Origin of the sequence: Limnohabitans sp., assembly GCF_040401495.1 — a bacterium.
Classification (GTDB): Bacteria; Pseudomonadota; Gammaproteobacteria; order Burkholderiales; family Burkholderiaceae_C; genus Limnohabitans.
This window is the reverse complement of record NZ_JBBAOI010000006.1, coordinates 69890-85992: the sequence shown is the minus strand read 5'-3', so window position 1 is coordinate 85992 and position 16103 is coordinate 69890. Positions and strand designations below refer to the sequence as shown.

The window sequence follows — 16103 nt, the reverse complement described above, 5'->3', positions numbered from 1 at the left end:
ACCTGTCGAGGGCACTGATACAATGAAGAGACTGGAGAGGTGGATGAGCGGTTTAAGTCGCACGCCTGGAAAGCGTGTGAGGGTTAATAGCCCTCCGCGGGTTCGAATCCCGCCCTCTCCGCCAATAAACTGCTTTTTTAAAAAACCAGCCCGAGGGCTGGTTTTTTATTTTTTAGCGTCGTCAGATTTGAACCATCCACCCACAGTATCAGTGACTGAGTCATAAGCCGAAGACATCGTAGAGCAAGCAGTGAGGCAAAAGCTCATGCAAAAAACAATGGAAATGGATTTGATGGTTTGAGTCATGGTTTTCCTTAAAGGGTTTGGTTTGGCAATAGATGAGGCTATCATAGTGGACTGGAAACCAACACTTGAAGTCGAAATTGGCTCTTTGGTATTAAAAAAGACTGTAATTCTATTTTCATCCAAACTATTCGCGCTCTAAAGCATGTCGGGAGTTTGAACAGTGACTAATACAGATTGATCACCCTCGTGCCGCAAGCGGGAGCGCAACCACCAGACTGCACCTTTTTTCACGGAGCACTCCGGCTTTTGAAACCCAAGCACAATCGAGATGGCTTCTCCCAATATGGGTTGATGACCTATCACTAACACCGTATTCTTGCTTGTCGGCCATTGAACTGCAGTTAACAACATGTCAGCAGTACCCTGAGGGGTAATGGCAGAACTTAATTTATATTTTCTTCCCAGCGCCATGGCAGTTTGCTCCGTGCGCTTAGCAGGACTGCAAAGAATACGAGTCCCCTCAGGCAATTGCCTCTCCAGCCATTGCGCCATTCGAATCGCTTGTCTCTCCCCGCGTGGCGTCAAACTTCTGCTCATGTCATCTTCACCTGGGGCAGCTTCATGGGCTTCGGCATGACGCCAGAGAATCAAGTCCATATTAATTCGCTTTCTGGTATTTTTTCATCAATTCAAGTTGAACACTGAGACCTTTGGAAGTTTCAGCAAATGGCTGGCGTTGGTAAGACCCATCAGAATTTAGCAGCCATGCATCCGCAGAATCATACAAATAAGCAACCAAGCATTCATCAATGATTCTTTGGCGAAGCTTGATATCTAACACTGGCCAGGCAATTTCAATACGCCTCATCATATTTCTGTTCATCCAGTCAGCACTGGACAAGTACAAATCTTCTTTGTCGCCAGATCGGAAATAAAAGACCCGCGAATGTTCTAAAAAACGACCAATAATTGATCTGACGCGAATGTTGTCTGTGAATCCAGGCATTGAAGCTGGAAGAATACAAGCACCCCTAACAATCAAATCAATTTTCACGCCACTTTGACCTGCTCTAACCAAATCTTTGGCTAAGTTTTGGTCTGTCAAGCTATTCATTTTTAAAATGATCCGTCCAGGAATGCCATCGGCTGACGCCTTGATTAACTGGTCAATGGTGGCGCTTAATTTGGAATGCAAATTAAAAGGCGCAACCCAAAGATGTTTCAATTTAGGCAAACGCCTCTGACTCGCAAGCTGCGAAAAAACATGCTCAATATCAAAGGTGATGTGCGGATTGGCAGTCAAATAACTGATGTCGGTGTAAAGTCTGGCGGTTCTAGCGTTGTAATTTCCTGTCGACAGATGGGCATAGCGGACAAGGCGGTTGCCCTCCTTGCGGGTAATCAAAAGCATTTTTGCGTGTGTCTTGAGACCAACAACGCCATAAACAACCTGAGCGCCAATTGACTCGAGTCGTTCAGCCCAATTGATATTTGCCTCTTCATCAAAGCGAGCCTTGATCTCCACCACGGCAGTCACTTCTTTGCCTCTGCGCACGGCCTCACGTAGCAAGTCCATTAGCTCCGAATCAATACCCGTTCGGTATATGGTTTGCTTGATAGCCAATACATGAGGATCATTTACAGCTTGCCGAAGAAAATCCAAAACACCAGAAAAACTTTCAAAGGGTTGATGTATCAAAACATCCTCTATTTGCAGTCTTGCAAAAATAGATTCCTCTTTATTCAGTTGATGGGGGTATGAACCCTGATGAGGCTTAAAAAGCAAAGTAGGTTTATCGACCAAATCAATGATTTGACTCAACCGAACAAGATTGACGGGGCCATGAACACGAAACAATGCATTTGGGGGAAGCTTAAATTGATGCATCAGAAAATCGGCTAAATGATCTGAGCATCCGGCAGATACTTCAAGGCGCACTGCTCTGCCAAATTGCCTATGCTCTAAACCACGTCTAAGCGCAGTGCGCAAATTAACGACGTCCTCCTCATCTACCAGTAGGTCTGAATCGCGGGTTACACGAAACTGGGAAAAATGCCCTACCACTCGGTCAGGAAACAAATCCGTTAAGTGAGAACGAATCACACTGGAAAGCGTTACCAGCATGGTGGTGGAAGAACCATGCAATTTGGCAGGTAACTTGATGATTCTTGGTAAAGATCTGGGCACCTTAACAATCGCAATTTCATTTTCGCGTCCAAACGCATCTTTCCCAGAGAGCCTCACAATGAAATTCAGAGATTTATTTGCCACCATGGGAAAGGGATGGGCAGGATCCAAACCGATGGGGGTTAAAAGAGGTTTGACCTCACGGTCAAAAAACTCTTTTACCCATTTTTTTTGAGCGACATTTCTTTCGCTATGGGTAATAAGGTGTAGGCCATTGGCTTCAAACGCAGGAATCAACTCTTCATTAAAAATTCTGTATTGCTCATCGACCAAATCATGAGCAGACGAGGATATTTGTTTGTAGGTGTCTTGTGTAAAAGAAGATTTATCGGCCTTTTTATCAAGACCATGCAGATGAAGCGCTACTCGAACCTCAAAAAATTCATCGAGATTGGATGAGACTATGCACAAATAGCGTAATCTTTCGAGCAAAGGAACATTTTTTCTTTTAGCCCAGTCCAATACCCTTAAATTAAAAAGAAGGGTGCTTGCATCACGATCAATAAAGTCCTTCATACTGCCTTTACTAAAGGTTAACTTTCACTCAACCAATACGAAATATTAGATTGATAAAACATTTTAAAATTGTGACAAAGAATTCGCTAAATAGGAAGCGTATTTCGTTGAAAGTTCTTCTTCTTTAGCTTCTACCATGATGCGCAAAAGCGGCTCAGTTCCGCTTTCACGAATTAATACCCTGCCATCGAGTCCTAACTCCTTTTCAACGCTGACTATCCTGGACTGAAGCTCTGCATGGGTCCGCCAATCTAGATCAGTTGGTATTGAAATATTTAATAAACACTGCGGGAACAAAGGCACAGCCTGTAACAATTTATCAAGGGTCGATTGCATTCTTAAACATGCCTGCAATACTTGCAAAGCGCTGATCAAGCCATCCCCCGTTGAATGCTTGTCCAACATAAGCAAATGACCAGAACCCTCTCCTCCAAGTGTCCATCCTTGCGAAGTAAGTTCTTCTAAAACATATCTATCGCCGACCTTGGAACGGGAGAAATGAACATTTAACTTTCTCAAACCTTCCTCAATAGCGTAATTCGTCATCAAAGTACCGACAACACCTGACACTGCTTCGCCTTGGGTGATCCGATCCAAAACCAGCACATACAAAAGTTGGTCGCCGTTATAAAGACGACCTTTGCTGTCCACCCATTGCAACCTATCAGCGTCGCCATCTAGCGCAATACCAAAGTCTGCATGATGGGCGATGACCGCCTCAACCAATGCTTCTGGGTGGGTCGCACCCACTTCGTGATTGATATTGACACCATTGGGTGTGCAACCCAGCGTTATAACTTCAGCACCCAGTTCCGTAAATACTTTAGGCGCTACCAAATAGGCTGCGCCATGGGCAGCATCCACTACGATTTTCTTGCCTTTTAGGGTTAATTGGTTATCGAAAGTACTTTTACAAAATTCAATATAGCGTCCTGCGGCGTCATCGAGTCGCTTGGTCTTGCCCAAATGAATCGACTCCACCCATTGAGGCTCTTGAGATAAAGCCTCCTCTACAGCCGACTCCCACGCATCATCCAACTTAGTACCGGCAGCAGAAAAAAACTTTACCCCGTTGTCACCAAAAGGATTATGAGAAGCGCTGATAACCACCCCTAAAGATGCTCTGAGTGCTCGAGTAAGGTAAGCAACGGCAGGAGTCGGAATGGGCCCAAGCAATACGACATCCACACCAGCGGAGTTAAAGCCAGCCTCGAGTGCTGACTCCAGCATATAGCCAGATATCCTGGTGTCCTTTCCAATCAAAACTAGTGGGCGAGTATCGCTTCGCTTTAAAACTTGCCCTACAGCATGCGCCAAGCGAAGCATAAAGTCAGGCGTGATTGGGAATTGACCTACTGTTCCACGTATGCCATCGGTACCAAAGTAGAGTCTTTTCATTGGGAAATAAAATTTTGTAAGTTAGTCAATATTGTCGCAAATACCTGCAACTGCTTTCCAAACAGACAAAGCTGCAACCGTCTGAGCGACCGAATGCACCCTCAAAATTCTTGCCCCTCGCTCTACCGCAAGTACAGCTGCCACTGCACTTGGCACCAACCTTTGGTCTACTGGTAGACCACTGACTGCCCCTAGTGAAGATTTATTCGACCAACCCACCATGATGGGTCGTGCGAAATCAAGCAATAAAGACTGCTGACGCAAAATTTCAAAATTCTGAGCCACAGATTTACCAAACCCAATTCCTGGGTCAAACACAATACGGCTTTGATCAATGCCAGCTTCTTCTAGCAAGGCCAGTTGCCTTTGGAAAAAAACACTCAACGTATCCATCACGCTGCCGGTCATTGGATGCAGTTGCATCGTTGCAGGTTCGCCATGCATATGCATCACACAAAGTCCACATCGGCTTGAGGCCACGGCCTGCAAAGCACCTGTTTGACGAAAAGCCCAAACATCATTAACGATATCTACCCCTAAATGCAAAGCTTTTTCCATTGTTTGCGGGTGGTAGCTGTCCACCGATACAGGAATGTCCCATTTGATCACCTGCTTTAACACGGGTCCAATGCGTTCCCATTCTTCATCAGCGTTCAAAGATTTTGCACCTGGCCGAGTGGACTCACCACCAATATCCAAAATATGAGCCCCCTCTTCGACCAATCTTTCTGCATGGGAAATAGCTGCAACGCTGTTTGAATAGTGCCCCCCATCCGAGAAAGAATCCGGCGTGACATTGACAATGCCCATCACAAGAGGTTGGGTTACATCCAACTCAAATCGAGTGGTTCGCCACAAAGCAACATGGGGCCGAAGCCCCATGTTAATTTTTGATTCACTCACAGCCATTAGGCAGCTGTAGGCGAAGGGTTAGGTTGAACGGCAGGAGTTCCACCGCTTCCATCGCCAGAAGATGGCGTACGGGGCGTCCAGTCCTTGGGAGGGCGAGGAGGACGACCTGCCATGATGTCGTCGAGCTGATCGCTGTCTATGGTTTCCCATTCAAGCAAGGCTTTGGCCATGGCGTGCATCTTGTCTGAGTTATCTTCAATCAAACGACGAGCAAGTGAGTATTGTTCATCAATGATTCTGCGAACTTCTGCGTCAACCTTTTGCATGGTGGACTCACTCATATTGGTCGTTTTAGTAACTGATCGACCTAAAAATACTTCACCTTCGTTTTCAGCATAAACCATAGGGCCTAGTGCCTCGGTCATACCATAGCGCATGACCATGTCTCGGGCAATTTGGGTCGCTCTTTCAAAGTCATTTGAGGCCCCAGTGGTCATTTGGTTCATAAAGACCTCTTCAGCAATACGTCCACCGAACAACATGCTGATTTGACTCAACATATAGGTGCGGTCATAGCTGTATCGGTCTGCCTCGGGAAGGCTCATAGTGACACCGAGGGCTCTTCCACGAGGAATAACAGTAACTTTATGAACTGGATCGCACTTAGGCAAAAGCTTGCCAATCAAAGCGTGTCCTGACTCATGGTAGGCCGTATTTCGTCGCTCTTCTTCAGGCATAACCATGCTTCTGCGCTCAGGGCCCATCAAGATTTTGTCTTTGGCTTTTTCGAAATCTTGCATTTCGACCACTCGCGCATTGCGGCGAGCAGCCATCAAGGCAGCCTCGTTGGTCAGATTGGCTAAATCTGCACCACTCATGCCAGGGGTTCCACGTGCAATGACGCTAGGAGATACATCTTGACCCACAGGAATCTTACGCATGTGCACATTGAGAATTTGCTCCCTTCCACGAATATCGGGCAGGGTTACATACACCTGGCGGTCAAAACGACCTGGGCGCAGCAAGGCGGCATCCAAGATATCGGGACGGTTGGTGGCAGCCACCACGATCACACCCAAATTGGTTTCAAAGCCGTCCATCTCAACCAGCATTTGGTTCAAGGTTTGCTCGCGCTCGTCATTGCCACCGCCCAAACCTGCACCACGCTGGCGACCCACAGCGTCAATTTCATCGATGAAGATGATGCAAGGTGCGTTTTTCTTGGCGTTTTCGAACATGTCGCGCACGCGGGCCGCACCCACGCCAACAAACATCTCTACAAAGTCGGAACCTGAAATGCTGAAGAAAGGTACTTTGGCCTCACCCGCAATGCCCTTAGCCAACAAGGTCTTACCCGTTCCAGGGGGGCCAACCAGCAACAAACCGCGGGGAATACGCCCACCGAGCTTTTGGAATTTTTGTGGGTCTTTCAAGAAATCGACCACCTCTTTGACTTCTTCTTTGGCCTCATCGCAACCCGCCACATCAGCAAAAGTCACGGTGTTGTTGTTCTCGTCGAGCATGCGCGCCTTGCTTTTGCCAAAGCTGAAAGCACCGCCCTTGCCACCACCTTGCATTTGGCGCATGAAATATACCCATACACCAATGAGCAGCAGCATAGGCCCCCAACTGACCAGTAAGGTCATAAGCAAGGAGCCTTCTTCGCGTGGTTTGACATCGAACTTGACATTGTTGGCGATCAAGTCGCCGACCAAGCCGCGATCAAGGTAAGTGGCGTTTGTGCGAACCTTGCGGTCATCGGTAGTCGTCGCGATGATTTCGGTTCCACCCTGCCCCTCCTGAATGGTTGCCGACTTGATACGCTTTGCTCGAACTTCTTCCAAAAAATCGGAATAGGCTAAGTAGCCATTGCCAGCAGCGCCACGGTTGTCAAATTGCTTGAAAACTGTAAAAAGTACCAAGGCAATCACTAACCAAACGGCCACTTTAGAAAACCAAGGGTTGTTCAATGCAGACTCCAGTCAAAGCAAAAATAAAGGGGGATATTTAAAATAACTTGAGGCTATTTTAGGCATTTCAAGCTGAAAAGATTCTTTTGCGTGCTTTGTGCCACATAAACGGTGCGGTTTTTGATTTAAAACATCACTTCAAGCCAATTCCAACTATAAAGTTCTCAGAAGAATTGCTTCTACTGGCCTTTGGCTTTATGGGCTTGACCACCTCAAAAGTCTCTTTGAACAGCTTAACCAACTGAGAATACCCGCTTCCATGAAAAACCTTCACCACCAATGCACCTTGGGGGCTCAGATGTTCAACCGCAAACTCCACTGCCAACTCTACCAAATGCGCCATTCGGGCAGCATCAGCAGACTCAATGCCAGATAAATTGGGAGCCATGTCAGAAATAACAGCATCAACACTGCGTCCAGCAAGGCATTCGACGAGTTGGGCCGTAACTTCTGCTTCGCGAAAATCGCCCTGAATAAAATGAACGCCCTCTACGCTTGCCATAGGCAATATATCCAGTGCGATGACGGTTCCATCCAATTCACCCACCGCAGCACCCTGTGGTGCCATGCAACGACGAGTGTATTGACTCCAGGCCCCAGGCGCACTACCAAGGTCGACAACAACCATACCAGGGCGAATAAGGTTAAGAGTCTCGTTGATCTCTTTGAGTTTGTAAGCGGCCCTGGCACGATAGCCTTCTTTTTGAGCAAGCTTGACATAGGGGTCATTCACATGGTCGTTCAACCATGATTTATTGACTTTCTTGCTTTGCGTTTTGACTTTCAAACATGCTTCCTTGTGGTGAGAAGATAATACCTGTTATGGCCTCTATAAAACTCACCCCAGTACAAAGAAAAACGCATCGCGCTCTAGCACATCACCTAGACCCTGTTGTGATGATTGGCAACGATGGCCTGACCTCTGCTGTCGTCAGAGAAACAGACCTTGCCTTAAGCTCACACGGGCTAATCAAAATCAGAGTTCTTGGCGACGACAGGCAGTCAAGAGAAGTCATTTTCCAAGCGCTTGCCGATCAACTCAATGCTGCTCCCATTCAACATATTGGGAAGTTGTTGGTGCTTTGGCGACCACAAACTGAAAAAGAAAAACCTGTCAAAGAAGAACGCCAAGCAGGACCTCGGGAATTCAAAGTACTGAAATACAGCAAGCGAGGTGGTCAACGACCAGAAATGAAGCGAGTCACTGTTTTAGGCAACGAAAGACTGACAGCGGGTGGGCAAATCAAACGCTCCAAACCAAAAATAAAGTCCGTCAAAAAAAGCGCTCAGAGTTAGATGGTCATGTCAAAGGTAAGACACCTTGACGATTTCATAGCCTTTGACCCCACCTGGGGCTTCCACTTTGGCAATATCACCCTCCTCTTTACCAATGAGGGCTCTGGCAATGGGACTGCTTATATTGATGAGGCCAAGCTTTAAATCAGCCTCATCCTCACCCACGATTTGGTAAGTGACCACATCGCCAGATGTCTCTTCTTCAAGTTCAACAGTTGCACCAAAAACAACGCGTCCGCCAGCATCAACTGCAGAAGGGTCGATGATTTGGGCTACCGAGAGTTTGCTTTCAATCTCTTGAATCCGCCCTTCAATAAACCCTTGTCTGTCTTTGGCCGCGTCATATTCAGCGTTTTCACTCAAATCACCTTGTGCCCTAGCCTCAGCAATGGCGTTTATCACCCAAGGGCGATCAACAGTTTTGAGTGTGTGTAACTCTTGCTTGAGCTTTTCTGCGCCGCGTTTGGTGATAGGTATTGTTGCCATGGAGTATCCAAATAAAAATCACGCCACCAATTGGGCGTGCAATTCCTGAAGAGAGTAGACATCTAAATTATCAAGGTACTTCATTCCCTCTACAGCCGCTTGAGCACCTGCGATCGTCGTGAAAGTGGTTACCCGCGCTAGAAGTGAGGAAATGCGGATTTGGCGTGAATCTGCGATGGCGTTGCGACGCTCTTCAACTGTATTGATGACCAAGGCAATCTCATTATTTTTGAGCATATCAACAACATGGGGACGCCCTTCAGTCACCTTATTCACGGCCACCACGCTTAGGCCTGCAGCGCTGATAGCGGCTGCAGTACCCTTGGTAGCCACCAACTCAAAGCCATAGTCGATAAGCGCTTTTGCAATCAGTACAGCGCGGTCTTTATCGCTGTTCTTGACAGTCAAAAATACCTTGCGGACAAGGTCGGTAGGTCGAGGCAATTTTGTTCCTGCCCCTAGTTGGCTCTTGACAAAAGCTTCGCCAAAGGTTTTACCAACACCCATGACTTCACCCGTCGATTTCATCTCAGGACCCAAAATCGTATCAACTCCTGGGAATTTAACGAAGGGGAACACAGCTTCCTTAACGCTGAAATAAGGCGGGATGACTTCTTTACCAATCCCTTGAGCTTGTAAAGATTTACCCACCATACAACGCGCAGCCACTTTTGCCAGTTGAATACCAGTTGCCTTACTGACAAAAGGGACGGTTCGGCTTGCTCTGGGATTAACCTCCAGAACATAAATCACATCCACACCGTCTTTATGCTGAATAGCAAATTGAACGTTCATCAGCCCAACAACTTTGAGACCATGAGCCATGGCAGTTGTTTGCCTTTTAATTTCATCTATCGTGCTGGACGAAAGCGAATACGGAGGCAAGGAGCAGGCAGAGTCCCCGCTATGAACACCTGCTTGCTCAATATGCTCCATCACGCCACCAATAAAAACTTGCTTGCCATCACAGATAGCATCGACGTCGCATTCAATGGCATCGTTCAAAAAACGATCCAGTAAAACGGGTGAATCGTGGCTCACCTTGACGGCTTCACGCATATAACGCTCAAGGTCACGTTGCTCGTGAACAATTTCCATGGCGCGTCCACCCAAAACATAGCTTGGACGCACCACCAATGGATAGCCCAGTTGCGCCGCTTGTAAAAGTGCTTCTTCTTCTGTTCTGGCTGTCGTATTCGGGGGCTGACGAAGACCTAATTGATGCAGCAGTTTTTGGAAACGCTCACGATCCTCAGCAGCATCTATCATGTCAGGACTGGTACCAATGATAGGGACGCCAGCCGCCTCAAGATCCAATGCCAACTTCAGCGGGGTTTGACCACCATACTGAACGATTACTCCAAATGGTTTTTCTTTGTCTACGATTTCAAGAACGTCTTCCAAGGTCAGAGGCTCAAAATAAAGACGATCACTGGTGTCGTAGTCAGTAGAAACCGTTTCAGGGTTGCAATTGACCATGATGGTTTCATAACCATCTTCTCTCATGGCCAATGCAGCATGAACACAGCAATAGTCAAATTCAATCCCTTGGCCAATGCGATTTGGCCCGCCGCCTAAAACCATGATTTTTTTATTGCCTGATGGGGCCGCCTCACACTCCTCTTCATAGGTGGAGTACATGTAGGCAGTGTTCGTTGAAAATTCAGCCGCACATGTATCGACCCTTTTATAAACAGGCCGTACTCCACACGCATGTCTAAAAGAACGAACATCGTTTTCATTGGTTTTCAACAACTTTGCCAAGCGGCGGTCAGAAAACCCTTTTTGCTTCAACAGCTTAATTTCATCTTTGGAAAGCTCAGCCAAGGAATGCATTTCAAGTTCGAGCTCAATCTTGACAATCTCTTCAATTTGAACCAAAAACCATTTGTCTATTTTTGTTAAAGCATAGACTTCATCAACTGTCATTCCTTGGGCAAAAGCGTCACCCACATACCAAATTCTCTCTGGACCTGGTTCGCCGAGCTCTTTTTCAAGGGTCTCCCTGTCTTGGGTTTTTTCATTCATCCCATCAACACCCACTTCCAATCCGCGCAAAGCCTTTTGGAAAGATTCTTGAAAAGTTCTGCCCATGGCCATGACTTCACCCACCGACTTCATTTGGGTGGTTAGTCGACTGTCAGCGGTAGGAAATTTTTCAAACGCAAACCGCGGTATTTTTGTTACCACATAATCAATACTGGGCTCGAAACTGGCCGGCGTGGCGCCTGCTGTGATGTCATTTCGCAACTCATCTAAGGTAAAGCCAACAGCCAATTTTGCCGCCACCTTGGCGATTGGAAATCCAGTGGCTTTGGATGCCAATGCGGATGACCTCGATACTCGTGGGTTCATCTCAATCACGACCATGCGACCATCTACAGGATTGATCGAGAACTGAACATTGGAACCACCAGTATCAACACCAATTTCGCGCAAAACAGCCAAGCTGGCGTTTCGCATGATTTGATATTCCTTGTCAGTCAAAGTTTGGGCAGGGGCCACAGTGATCGAGTCGCCTGTATGCACGCCCATGGGGTCTAGGTTTTCAATGGAACAAACAATGATGCAGTTGTCGGCTTTGTCGCGAACAACTTCCATTTCATATTCTTTCCAGCCTAGCAAAGACTCTTCAATCAACAATTCACTGGTGGGCGAGGCTTCAATGCCGCGCTTGCAAATCGTTTCAAATTCTTCAGCGTTATAGGCGATACCGCCACCAGTACCACCCAAGGTAAAACTTGGGCGAATAACAACTGGGAAACCTAAAGTTTTTTGAACGCTCCAAGCTTCTTCTAAAGTGTGCGCGATACCAGATTTGGCAGAACCCAAACCAATTTTGGTCATGGCGTCTTTGAACTTTAATCTGTCTTCTGCCTTATCAATTGCATGAGGAGTAGCACCAATCAATTCGATAGCTTTTCCTGTATGGAGTCCCGTATATTTCTCGAGGATGCCGTTGCGCCATAAATCTAAAGCGCAGTTGAGAGCAGTTTGCCCCCCCATGGTGGGCAGAATGGCATCAGGTCTTTCCTTAGCAATAATTCTCTCAACTGTTGGCCAGGTGATGGGCTCAATATAAGTCACATCTGCAGTTGCAGGATCGGTCATGATGGTAGCTGGGTTACTGTTGATCAAAATAACCTTAAACCCCTCCTCCCGTAAAGCCTTACAAGCCTGCACTCCTGAATAATCAAATTCACAAGCTTGACCAATCACTATGGGGCCGGCACCAATGATGAGAATACTTTTTAAATCTGTGCGCTTAGGCATGGGTAGGCACCATCATGGAATCAATAAAACGATCAAATAAATACCCAATGTCGTGCGGCCCAGGCGAAGCCTCTGGATGCCCTTGGAAACTGAATGCCGGTTTATCCTTCAACGCCAAACCTTGCAAACTGCCATCAAACAGACTGATGTGGGTGCTACGAATATGGGAGGGAAGTGTTTTTTCGTCTACCGCAAAACCATGGTTCTGGCTTGTGATGCAAACGCGACCATTGTCTAAATCCTTGACAGGATGGTTGGCGCCGTGGTGTCCAAATTTCATTTTGTAAGTTGATGCACCACAGGCTAGGGCTAAAATTTGATGGCCTAAACAAATACCAAAAAGGGGCATTCCTGTTTGCAAAAATGTTTGTGTGGCAGAGATGGCGTAGTCGCAAGGACCGGGGTCACCTGGGCCATTGGACAAAAAGACGCCATGAGGTTTGAGCTTTAAAGCCTCTTCAGCTGAGGTTTGAGCAGGAACCACAGTAACCCTGCAACCTCTTTCAGCCAACATGCGAAGAATGTTTCGCTTGACGCCGAAATCATAGGCGACGACGTGAAATTGGGGCTGGGTTTGCTGACCATAGCCCTTTCCTAAGACCCATTCAGACTGACTCCATTCGTAGGAGTTTTTAACTGAAACTGTCTGCGCCAAATCCAGACCAGACATGGACGGCGCTCCTTTGGCAGCGTCAATAGCTTTTTTAATGGATTCAGGCCCGACAGAAGCACCCTCGGCCAAAGCAAAAATAGCTCCATTTTGAGAACCCTTTTCTCGCAAAAGTCTTGTCAGCATTCGCGTATCAATATCTGCGATAGCTACACAATGGTGTTTCTTCAAGTAAGAAGACAGATTGGAATCAGCTCTGAAATTTGAGTGCGTGAGCGGTAAGTTTTTAATCACAAGTCCTGCAGTATGCACTTGTGTCGATTCATCATCTTCAGGATTAGCCCCATAGTTGCCAATATGGGGATAGGTCAAAGTCACAATTTGTTGGCAATAGCTTGGGTCGGTCAAGATTTCCTGATAACCCGTCATTGAGGTATTGAAGACCATTTCGCCTACACAGGTTCCAGAATGGCCGATGGAAGTACCTACAAAGACAGTGCCGTCTGCGAGCGCCAAAATAGCGGGAGTAAGTTTTCCCTGAAGAGACAAAAGCACTCAGATCTCCGAGTTTGTTGACGCCCTAGCTGCACGAGAGACAACTCTCAATGTCGTGATTCAAGGGGTTGGCTTTTTGTCGAGCGAAGGGCGTGCGGGTTAGGTGTAAAGTAACTCATTATAGCCGTGAGACATATTCATTTCAGATGCGCTATGTCTTGATGGCTTGAATAGAGCTGGCATGTAGGCAGATTGCAGCAGCAGCAGCAACATTCAATGATTCTTGCCCGCCTGACTGTCGTATCCGAACGGTTTGGAAATTAAATTCTGCCCATTGAGGGCTATGCCCTCTGCCTTCGTGACCAAAAATCCATGCCAAAGGCGAAGGTAATTGATGTGAGGCTACTACTTCGTCTAAAAAGTTACCATGGTGAGAACTGGTCAGCATGATGGTAAGAGCTGATGCTTGGATTTCCTTTGCCTCAAGACCCTCAATAATTCCAAGTTCAAAATGGGCACCCATGGCTGAGCGAACCACTTTATGGGTCCAAAGTCCCACTGTATTGGGTGTGGTGACAATTTGTTTGAATCCAAATGCAGCAGCACTTCGCAAAATAGATCCTGCGTTACCTGGGTCCTGCAACTGGTCAAAAACTACCGTAGACAACTGTGGATTGAATAAAGACTTGAGTGGCAAAAAGATAACGGCGGCCATCAAGGGAGCCGAATTAAGGCTGCTGAGTCCCTCCATTAAATAAGCTGGAATTTGTACCAATTTATTTGCTTGTTTAGACCAACTTTCAATCAACGCGGGAGGGCAATCGTCTCTGAAAACCAGTGTTTGAAAATTCAATCCTTTTAACTTTGCAGCATCACATAAATGGTCACCCTCGAGCCAAACGAGTTGTTTATCTTTATGAACTCCAGTAGATTGCGACCACTCACGCAACTCCTTATACCAAGCATTCTGCCTGGAGGTAATTTTTTCAATAACGTGCTGAGAATTCATAGCCTGTCATTTCCCCAAAAGCTTGGCAACCGGCGCAAAGCTTCGACGGTGTAAGTCACAAGGACCGTATTCATTCAATGCACGTAAATGCACTTGCGTGCCATAGCCCTTGTTAGCCAAGAACCCATAACTGGGAAATTGAGCATCTACTTCTATGCACCAACGATCTCGCTCTACTTTGGCAAGAATGGATGCTGCAGAAATACTTGCTACCGTTGCGTCCCCTTTGACAATTGCCTCGGCCCGAATATCGAGCAAAGGTAAACGATTGCCATCCACAAGAACCTTTGCTGGCTTGAGTCGCAAGCCCCTAACCGCTCTTTGCATGGCTAACAAAGTAGCTTGCAATATATTGAGTTGGTCAATTTCTTGAACACTTGCAGAAGCTATGCAAAAACACAATGCTCTCGCTTTGATGATGTCGTAGAGCTGTTCTCTTTTCTTAGGGGTCAATTTTTTTGAATCAGCCAAGCCAGATATAGGCGAAAGATCATCCAAAATGACTGCTGCAGCGAATACGGGACCTGCAAGCGGACCTCGACCGGCTTCATCTACACCGGCTACCAATCCTGGCAGATCCCAGTCAAGAGATTTTTGCTTAAGCATGAGACGCCATCATCTTTTCTACCGCATCGGTGACCAACCCAGAAGTATCTTGCGTTAATTGCTTATGTAAATCGGTAAAACGTATTTTCATTTTCTCAACAAGATTGGGGTTTTCCAGCCAGATAGATACCTCCTTGGCCAATGCGCAAGGCGTTGCTTGGTCTTGTAATAGCTCAGGAACAATGAAGTCTTGACACAAAATATTTGGCAAGCCCACCCATTCTTGAAGCCTCTTTCTACGCATGATTTGCCAGCTAAGCCACGGCATGTGATAGGCAATGACCATGGGGCACTTAAAAAGGGCTGCTTCCAGTGTGGCGGTTCCACTGGCGACCATGGCCGCATCAGCTGCCGCAAGTGCGGTGTGGCTTTGCCCTGAAAGCAAAATCAAATTCTGAGGGGATGAATATTTAAATCTCAAAGACTTCACAAGCTGCATCTGTCCAGGAGCAACGGGCAGTACGAAACTGACATCTGGGTATTGCTGCTCAAGCAGTCTTGCGGCGGCAAAAAACCGGGGGGTCATATGCTCTATCTCTGATGTGCGACTGCCCGGGAGCAATGCAATCAATTTTTGATGGGGTGACACACCTACAGATTGTCGAGCGATTGCAGTATTGGCAGACAGAGGTATGCTGCTGGCCAAAGGATGACCGACATAGGTCGCAGCAATGCCATGTCTTTGAAGCAAAGGTGGCTCAAAAGGAAAAAGACACAAGACATGATCCACACTCTCGCGAATCTTGGCTAAGCGCTCAGCACGCCATGCCCAAACGGATGGACAAACGAACTGCATGGTAAAAATACCGCGACGCTTTAATGCAAAAGCCAGATCCAAATTGAAATCTGGGGCATCAACCCCTACAAACAAATCCGGCGGGGTTTCAAGCAACCGATGCAGGAGAGATTTTCTAATGCCAGTAATTTCTCTGTAGTGCCGCAATACTTCAACATACCCGCGTACGGCTAATTTTTCTTGTGGCCACCAAGCATCAAAACCCAATGCCTTCATTTTGGGGCCACCAATGCCTTGCAAGGAAATGCCTGCCCAATGTGATTGGAGACCGGGGATGACCAAGGAGGCTAATAAATCGCCAGAAGCTTCACCCGCCACCATGGCTATGCAAGGTTTCAGATTGCTGGGCATGGTGTTATTGT

Annotated in this window: 13 protein-coding genes and 1 tRNA gene; 2 read left to right on the top strand and 12 right to left on the bottom strand. The window is 46.9% G+C overall.

Features of this window, described 5'->3' with window-relative positions:
• Nucleotides 1-33 precede the first annotated feature (33 nt).
• A tRNA-Ser gene (locus AC9UEO_RS06255) sits at nt 34-124 on the top strand.
• A 317-nt stretch (nt 125-441) separates the two neighbouring features.
• On the opposite strand, the gene AC9UEO_RS06250 is transcribed toward AC9UEO_RS06255, so the two are convergent.
• From AC9UEO_RS06250 to AC9UEO_RS06225, 6 genes are all read right to left on the bottom strand, one after another.
• Complete coding sequence (locus AC9UEO_RS06250) at nt 442-903, bottom strand: SixA phosphatase family protein (RefSeq protein ID WP_509531102.1); 462 nt, start codon at nt 901-903, stop codon at nt 442-444.
• Between the two features lies 1 nt (nt 904).
• Complete coding sequence (ppk1, locus tag AC9UEO_RS06245; RefSeq protein WP_509531100.1) at nt 905-2950, bottom strand: polyphosphate kinase 1; 2046 nt, start codon at nt 2948-2950, stop codon at nt 905-907.
• Nucleotides 2951-3013: 63 nt separating this feature from the next.
• A complete protein-coding gene (gene glmM / locus AC9UEO_RS06240; RefSeq protein ID WP_509531098.1) occupies nt 3014-4348 on the bottom strand; it encodes a phosphoglucosamine mutase in 1335 nt (444 codons plus the stop codon).
• Between the two features lie 21 nt (nt 4349-4369).
• Nucleotides 4370-5230: a dihydropteroate synthase gene (gene folP, locus AC9UEO_RS06235; protein ID WP_509531096.1), complete on the bottom strand. Its 861-nt coding sequence runs from the start codon at nt 5228-5230 to the stop codon at nt 4370-4372.
• A 26-nt stretch (nt 5231-5256) separates the two neighbouring features.
• The gene (gene ftsH / locus AC9UEO_RS06230) at nt 5257-7170 is read right to left on the bottom strand and encodes an ATP-dependent zinc metalloprotease FtsH (protein ID WP_509531094.1); all 1914 of its coding nucleotides are present in this window, start codon (nt 7168-7170) and stop codon (nt 5257-5259) included.
• A 133-nt stretch (nt 7171-7303) separates the two neighbouring features.
• A complete protein-coding gene (locus AC9UEO_RS06225) occupies nt 7304-7957 on the bottom strand; it encodes an RlmE family RNA methyltransferase (protein ID WP_509531092.1) in 654 nt (217 codons plus the stop codon).
• Nucleotides 7958-7992: 35 nt separating this feature from the next.
• Here AC9UEO_RS06225 and AC9UEO_RS06220 point away from each other — a divergent pair, with 35 nt between their 5' ends.
• On the top strand, nt 7993-8466 hold the full coding sequence (locus AC9UEO_RS06220) for a YhbY family RNA-binding protein (protein ID WP_509531267.1): 474 nt from the start codon (nt 7993-7995) through the stop codon (nt 8464-8466).
• A 9-nt stretch (nt 8467-8475) separates the two neighbouring features.
• On the opposite strand, the gene greA is transcribed toward AC9UEO_RS06220, so the two are convergent.
• The 6 genes from greA to lpxB all read right to left on the bottom strand — a co-directional run bounded on the left by greA (nt 8476) and on the right by lpxB (nt 16092).
• The gene (greA, locus tag AC9UEO_RS06215; RefSeq protein WP_509531090.1) at nt 8476-8952 is read right to left on the bottom strand and encodes a transcription elongation factor GreA; all 477 of its coding nucleotides are present in this window, start codon (nt 8950-8952) and stop codon (nt 8476-8478) included.
• 18 nt (nt 8953-8970) lie between these two features.
• Nucleotides 8971-12225, bottom strand: a complete 3255-nt coding sequence (gene carB / locus AC9UEO_RS06210) for a carbamoyl-phosphate synthase large subunit (protein WP_509531088.1) — start codon at nt 12223-12225, stop codon at nt 8971-8973.
• Nucleotides 12218-13390, bottom strand: coding sequence for a glutamine-hydrolyzing carbamoyl-phosphate synthase small subunit (gene carA / locus AC9UEO_RS06205; protein ID WP_509531086.1), 1173 nt, complete (start codon nt 13388-13390; stop codon nt 12218-12220). The genes carB and carA overlap by 8 nt, the downstream gene beginning before the upstream one ends.
• Before the next feature lie 151 nt (nt 13391-13541).
• Nucleotides 13542-14339, bottom strand: a complete 798-nt coding sequence (locus AC9UEO_RS06200) for a TrmH family RNA methyltransferase (RefSeq protein WP_509531084.1) — start codon at nt 14337-14339, stop codon at nt 13542-13544.
• Between the two features lie 6 nt (nt 14340-14345).
• The gene (gene rnhB / locus AC9UEO_RS06195; RefSeq protein ID WP_509531082.1) at nt 14346-14945 is read right to left on the bottom strand and encodes a ribonuclease HII; all 600 of its coding nucleotides are present in this window, start codon (nt 14943-14945) and stop codon (nt 14346-14348) included.
• Nucleotides 14938-16092 carry a lipid-A-disaccharide synthase gene (gene lpxB, locus AC9UEO_RS06190; protein ID WP_509531080.1) on the bottom strand — a complete coding sequence of 385 codons (1155 nt, stop codon included), beginning with the start codon at nt 16090-16092 and terminating at the stop codon, nt 14938-14940. Before lpxB ends, rnhB begins: the two co-directional genes overlap by 8 nt.
• Nucleotides 16093-16103 lie beyond the last annotated feature (11 nt).

What these genes read in the sequence shown, in the direction of transcription:
- AC9UEO_RS06250 (WP_509531102.1), bottom strand. Translation starts at nt 903, where the DNA reads ATGGACTTGATTCTCTGGCGTCATGCCGAAGCCCATGAAGCTGCCCCA.
- ppk1 (WP_509531100.1), bottom strand. Translation starts at nt 2,950, where the DNA reads ATGAAGGACTTTATTGATCGTGATGCAAGCACCCTTCTTTTTAATTTA.
- glmM (WP_509531098.1), bottom strand. Translation starts at nt 4,348, where the DNA reads ATGAAAAGACTCTACTTTGGTACCGATGGCATACGTGGAACAGTAGGT.
- folP (WP_509531096.1), bottom strand. Translation starts at nt 5,230, where the DNA reads ATGGGGCTTCGGCCCCATGTTGCTTTGTGGCGAACCACTCGATTTGAG.
- AC9UEO_RS06220 (WP_509531267.1), top strand. Translation starts at nt 7,993, where the DNA reads ATGGCCTCTATAAAACTCACCCCAGTACAAAGAAAAACGCATCGCGCT.
- greA (WP_509531090.1), bottom strand. Translation starts at nt 8,952, where the DNA reads ATGGCAACAATACCTATCACCAAACGCGGCGCAGAAAAGCTCAAGCAA.
- carB (WP_509531088.1), bottom strand. Translation starts at nt 12,225, where the DNA reads ATGCCTAAGCGCACAGATTTAAAAAGTATTCTCATCATTGGTGCCGGC.
- AC9UEO_RS06200 (WP_509531084.1), bottom strand. Translation starts at nt 14,339, where the DNA reads ATGAATTCTCAGCACGTTATTGAAAAAATTACCTCCAGGCAGAATGCT.
- rnhB (WP_509531082.1), bottom strand. Translation starts at nt 14,945, where the DNA reads ATGCTTAAGCAAAAATCTCTTGACTGGGATCTGCCAGGATTGGTAGCC.
- lpxB (WP_509531080.1), bottom strand. Translation starts at nt 16,092, where the DNA reads ATGCCCAGCAATCTGAAACCTTGCATAGCCATGGTGGCGGGTGAAGCT.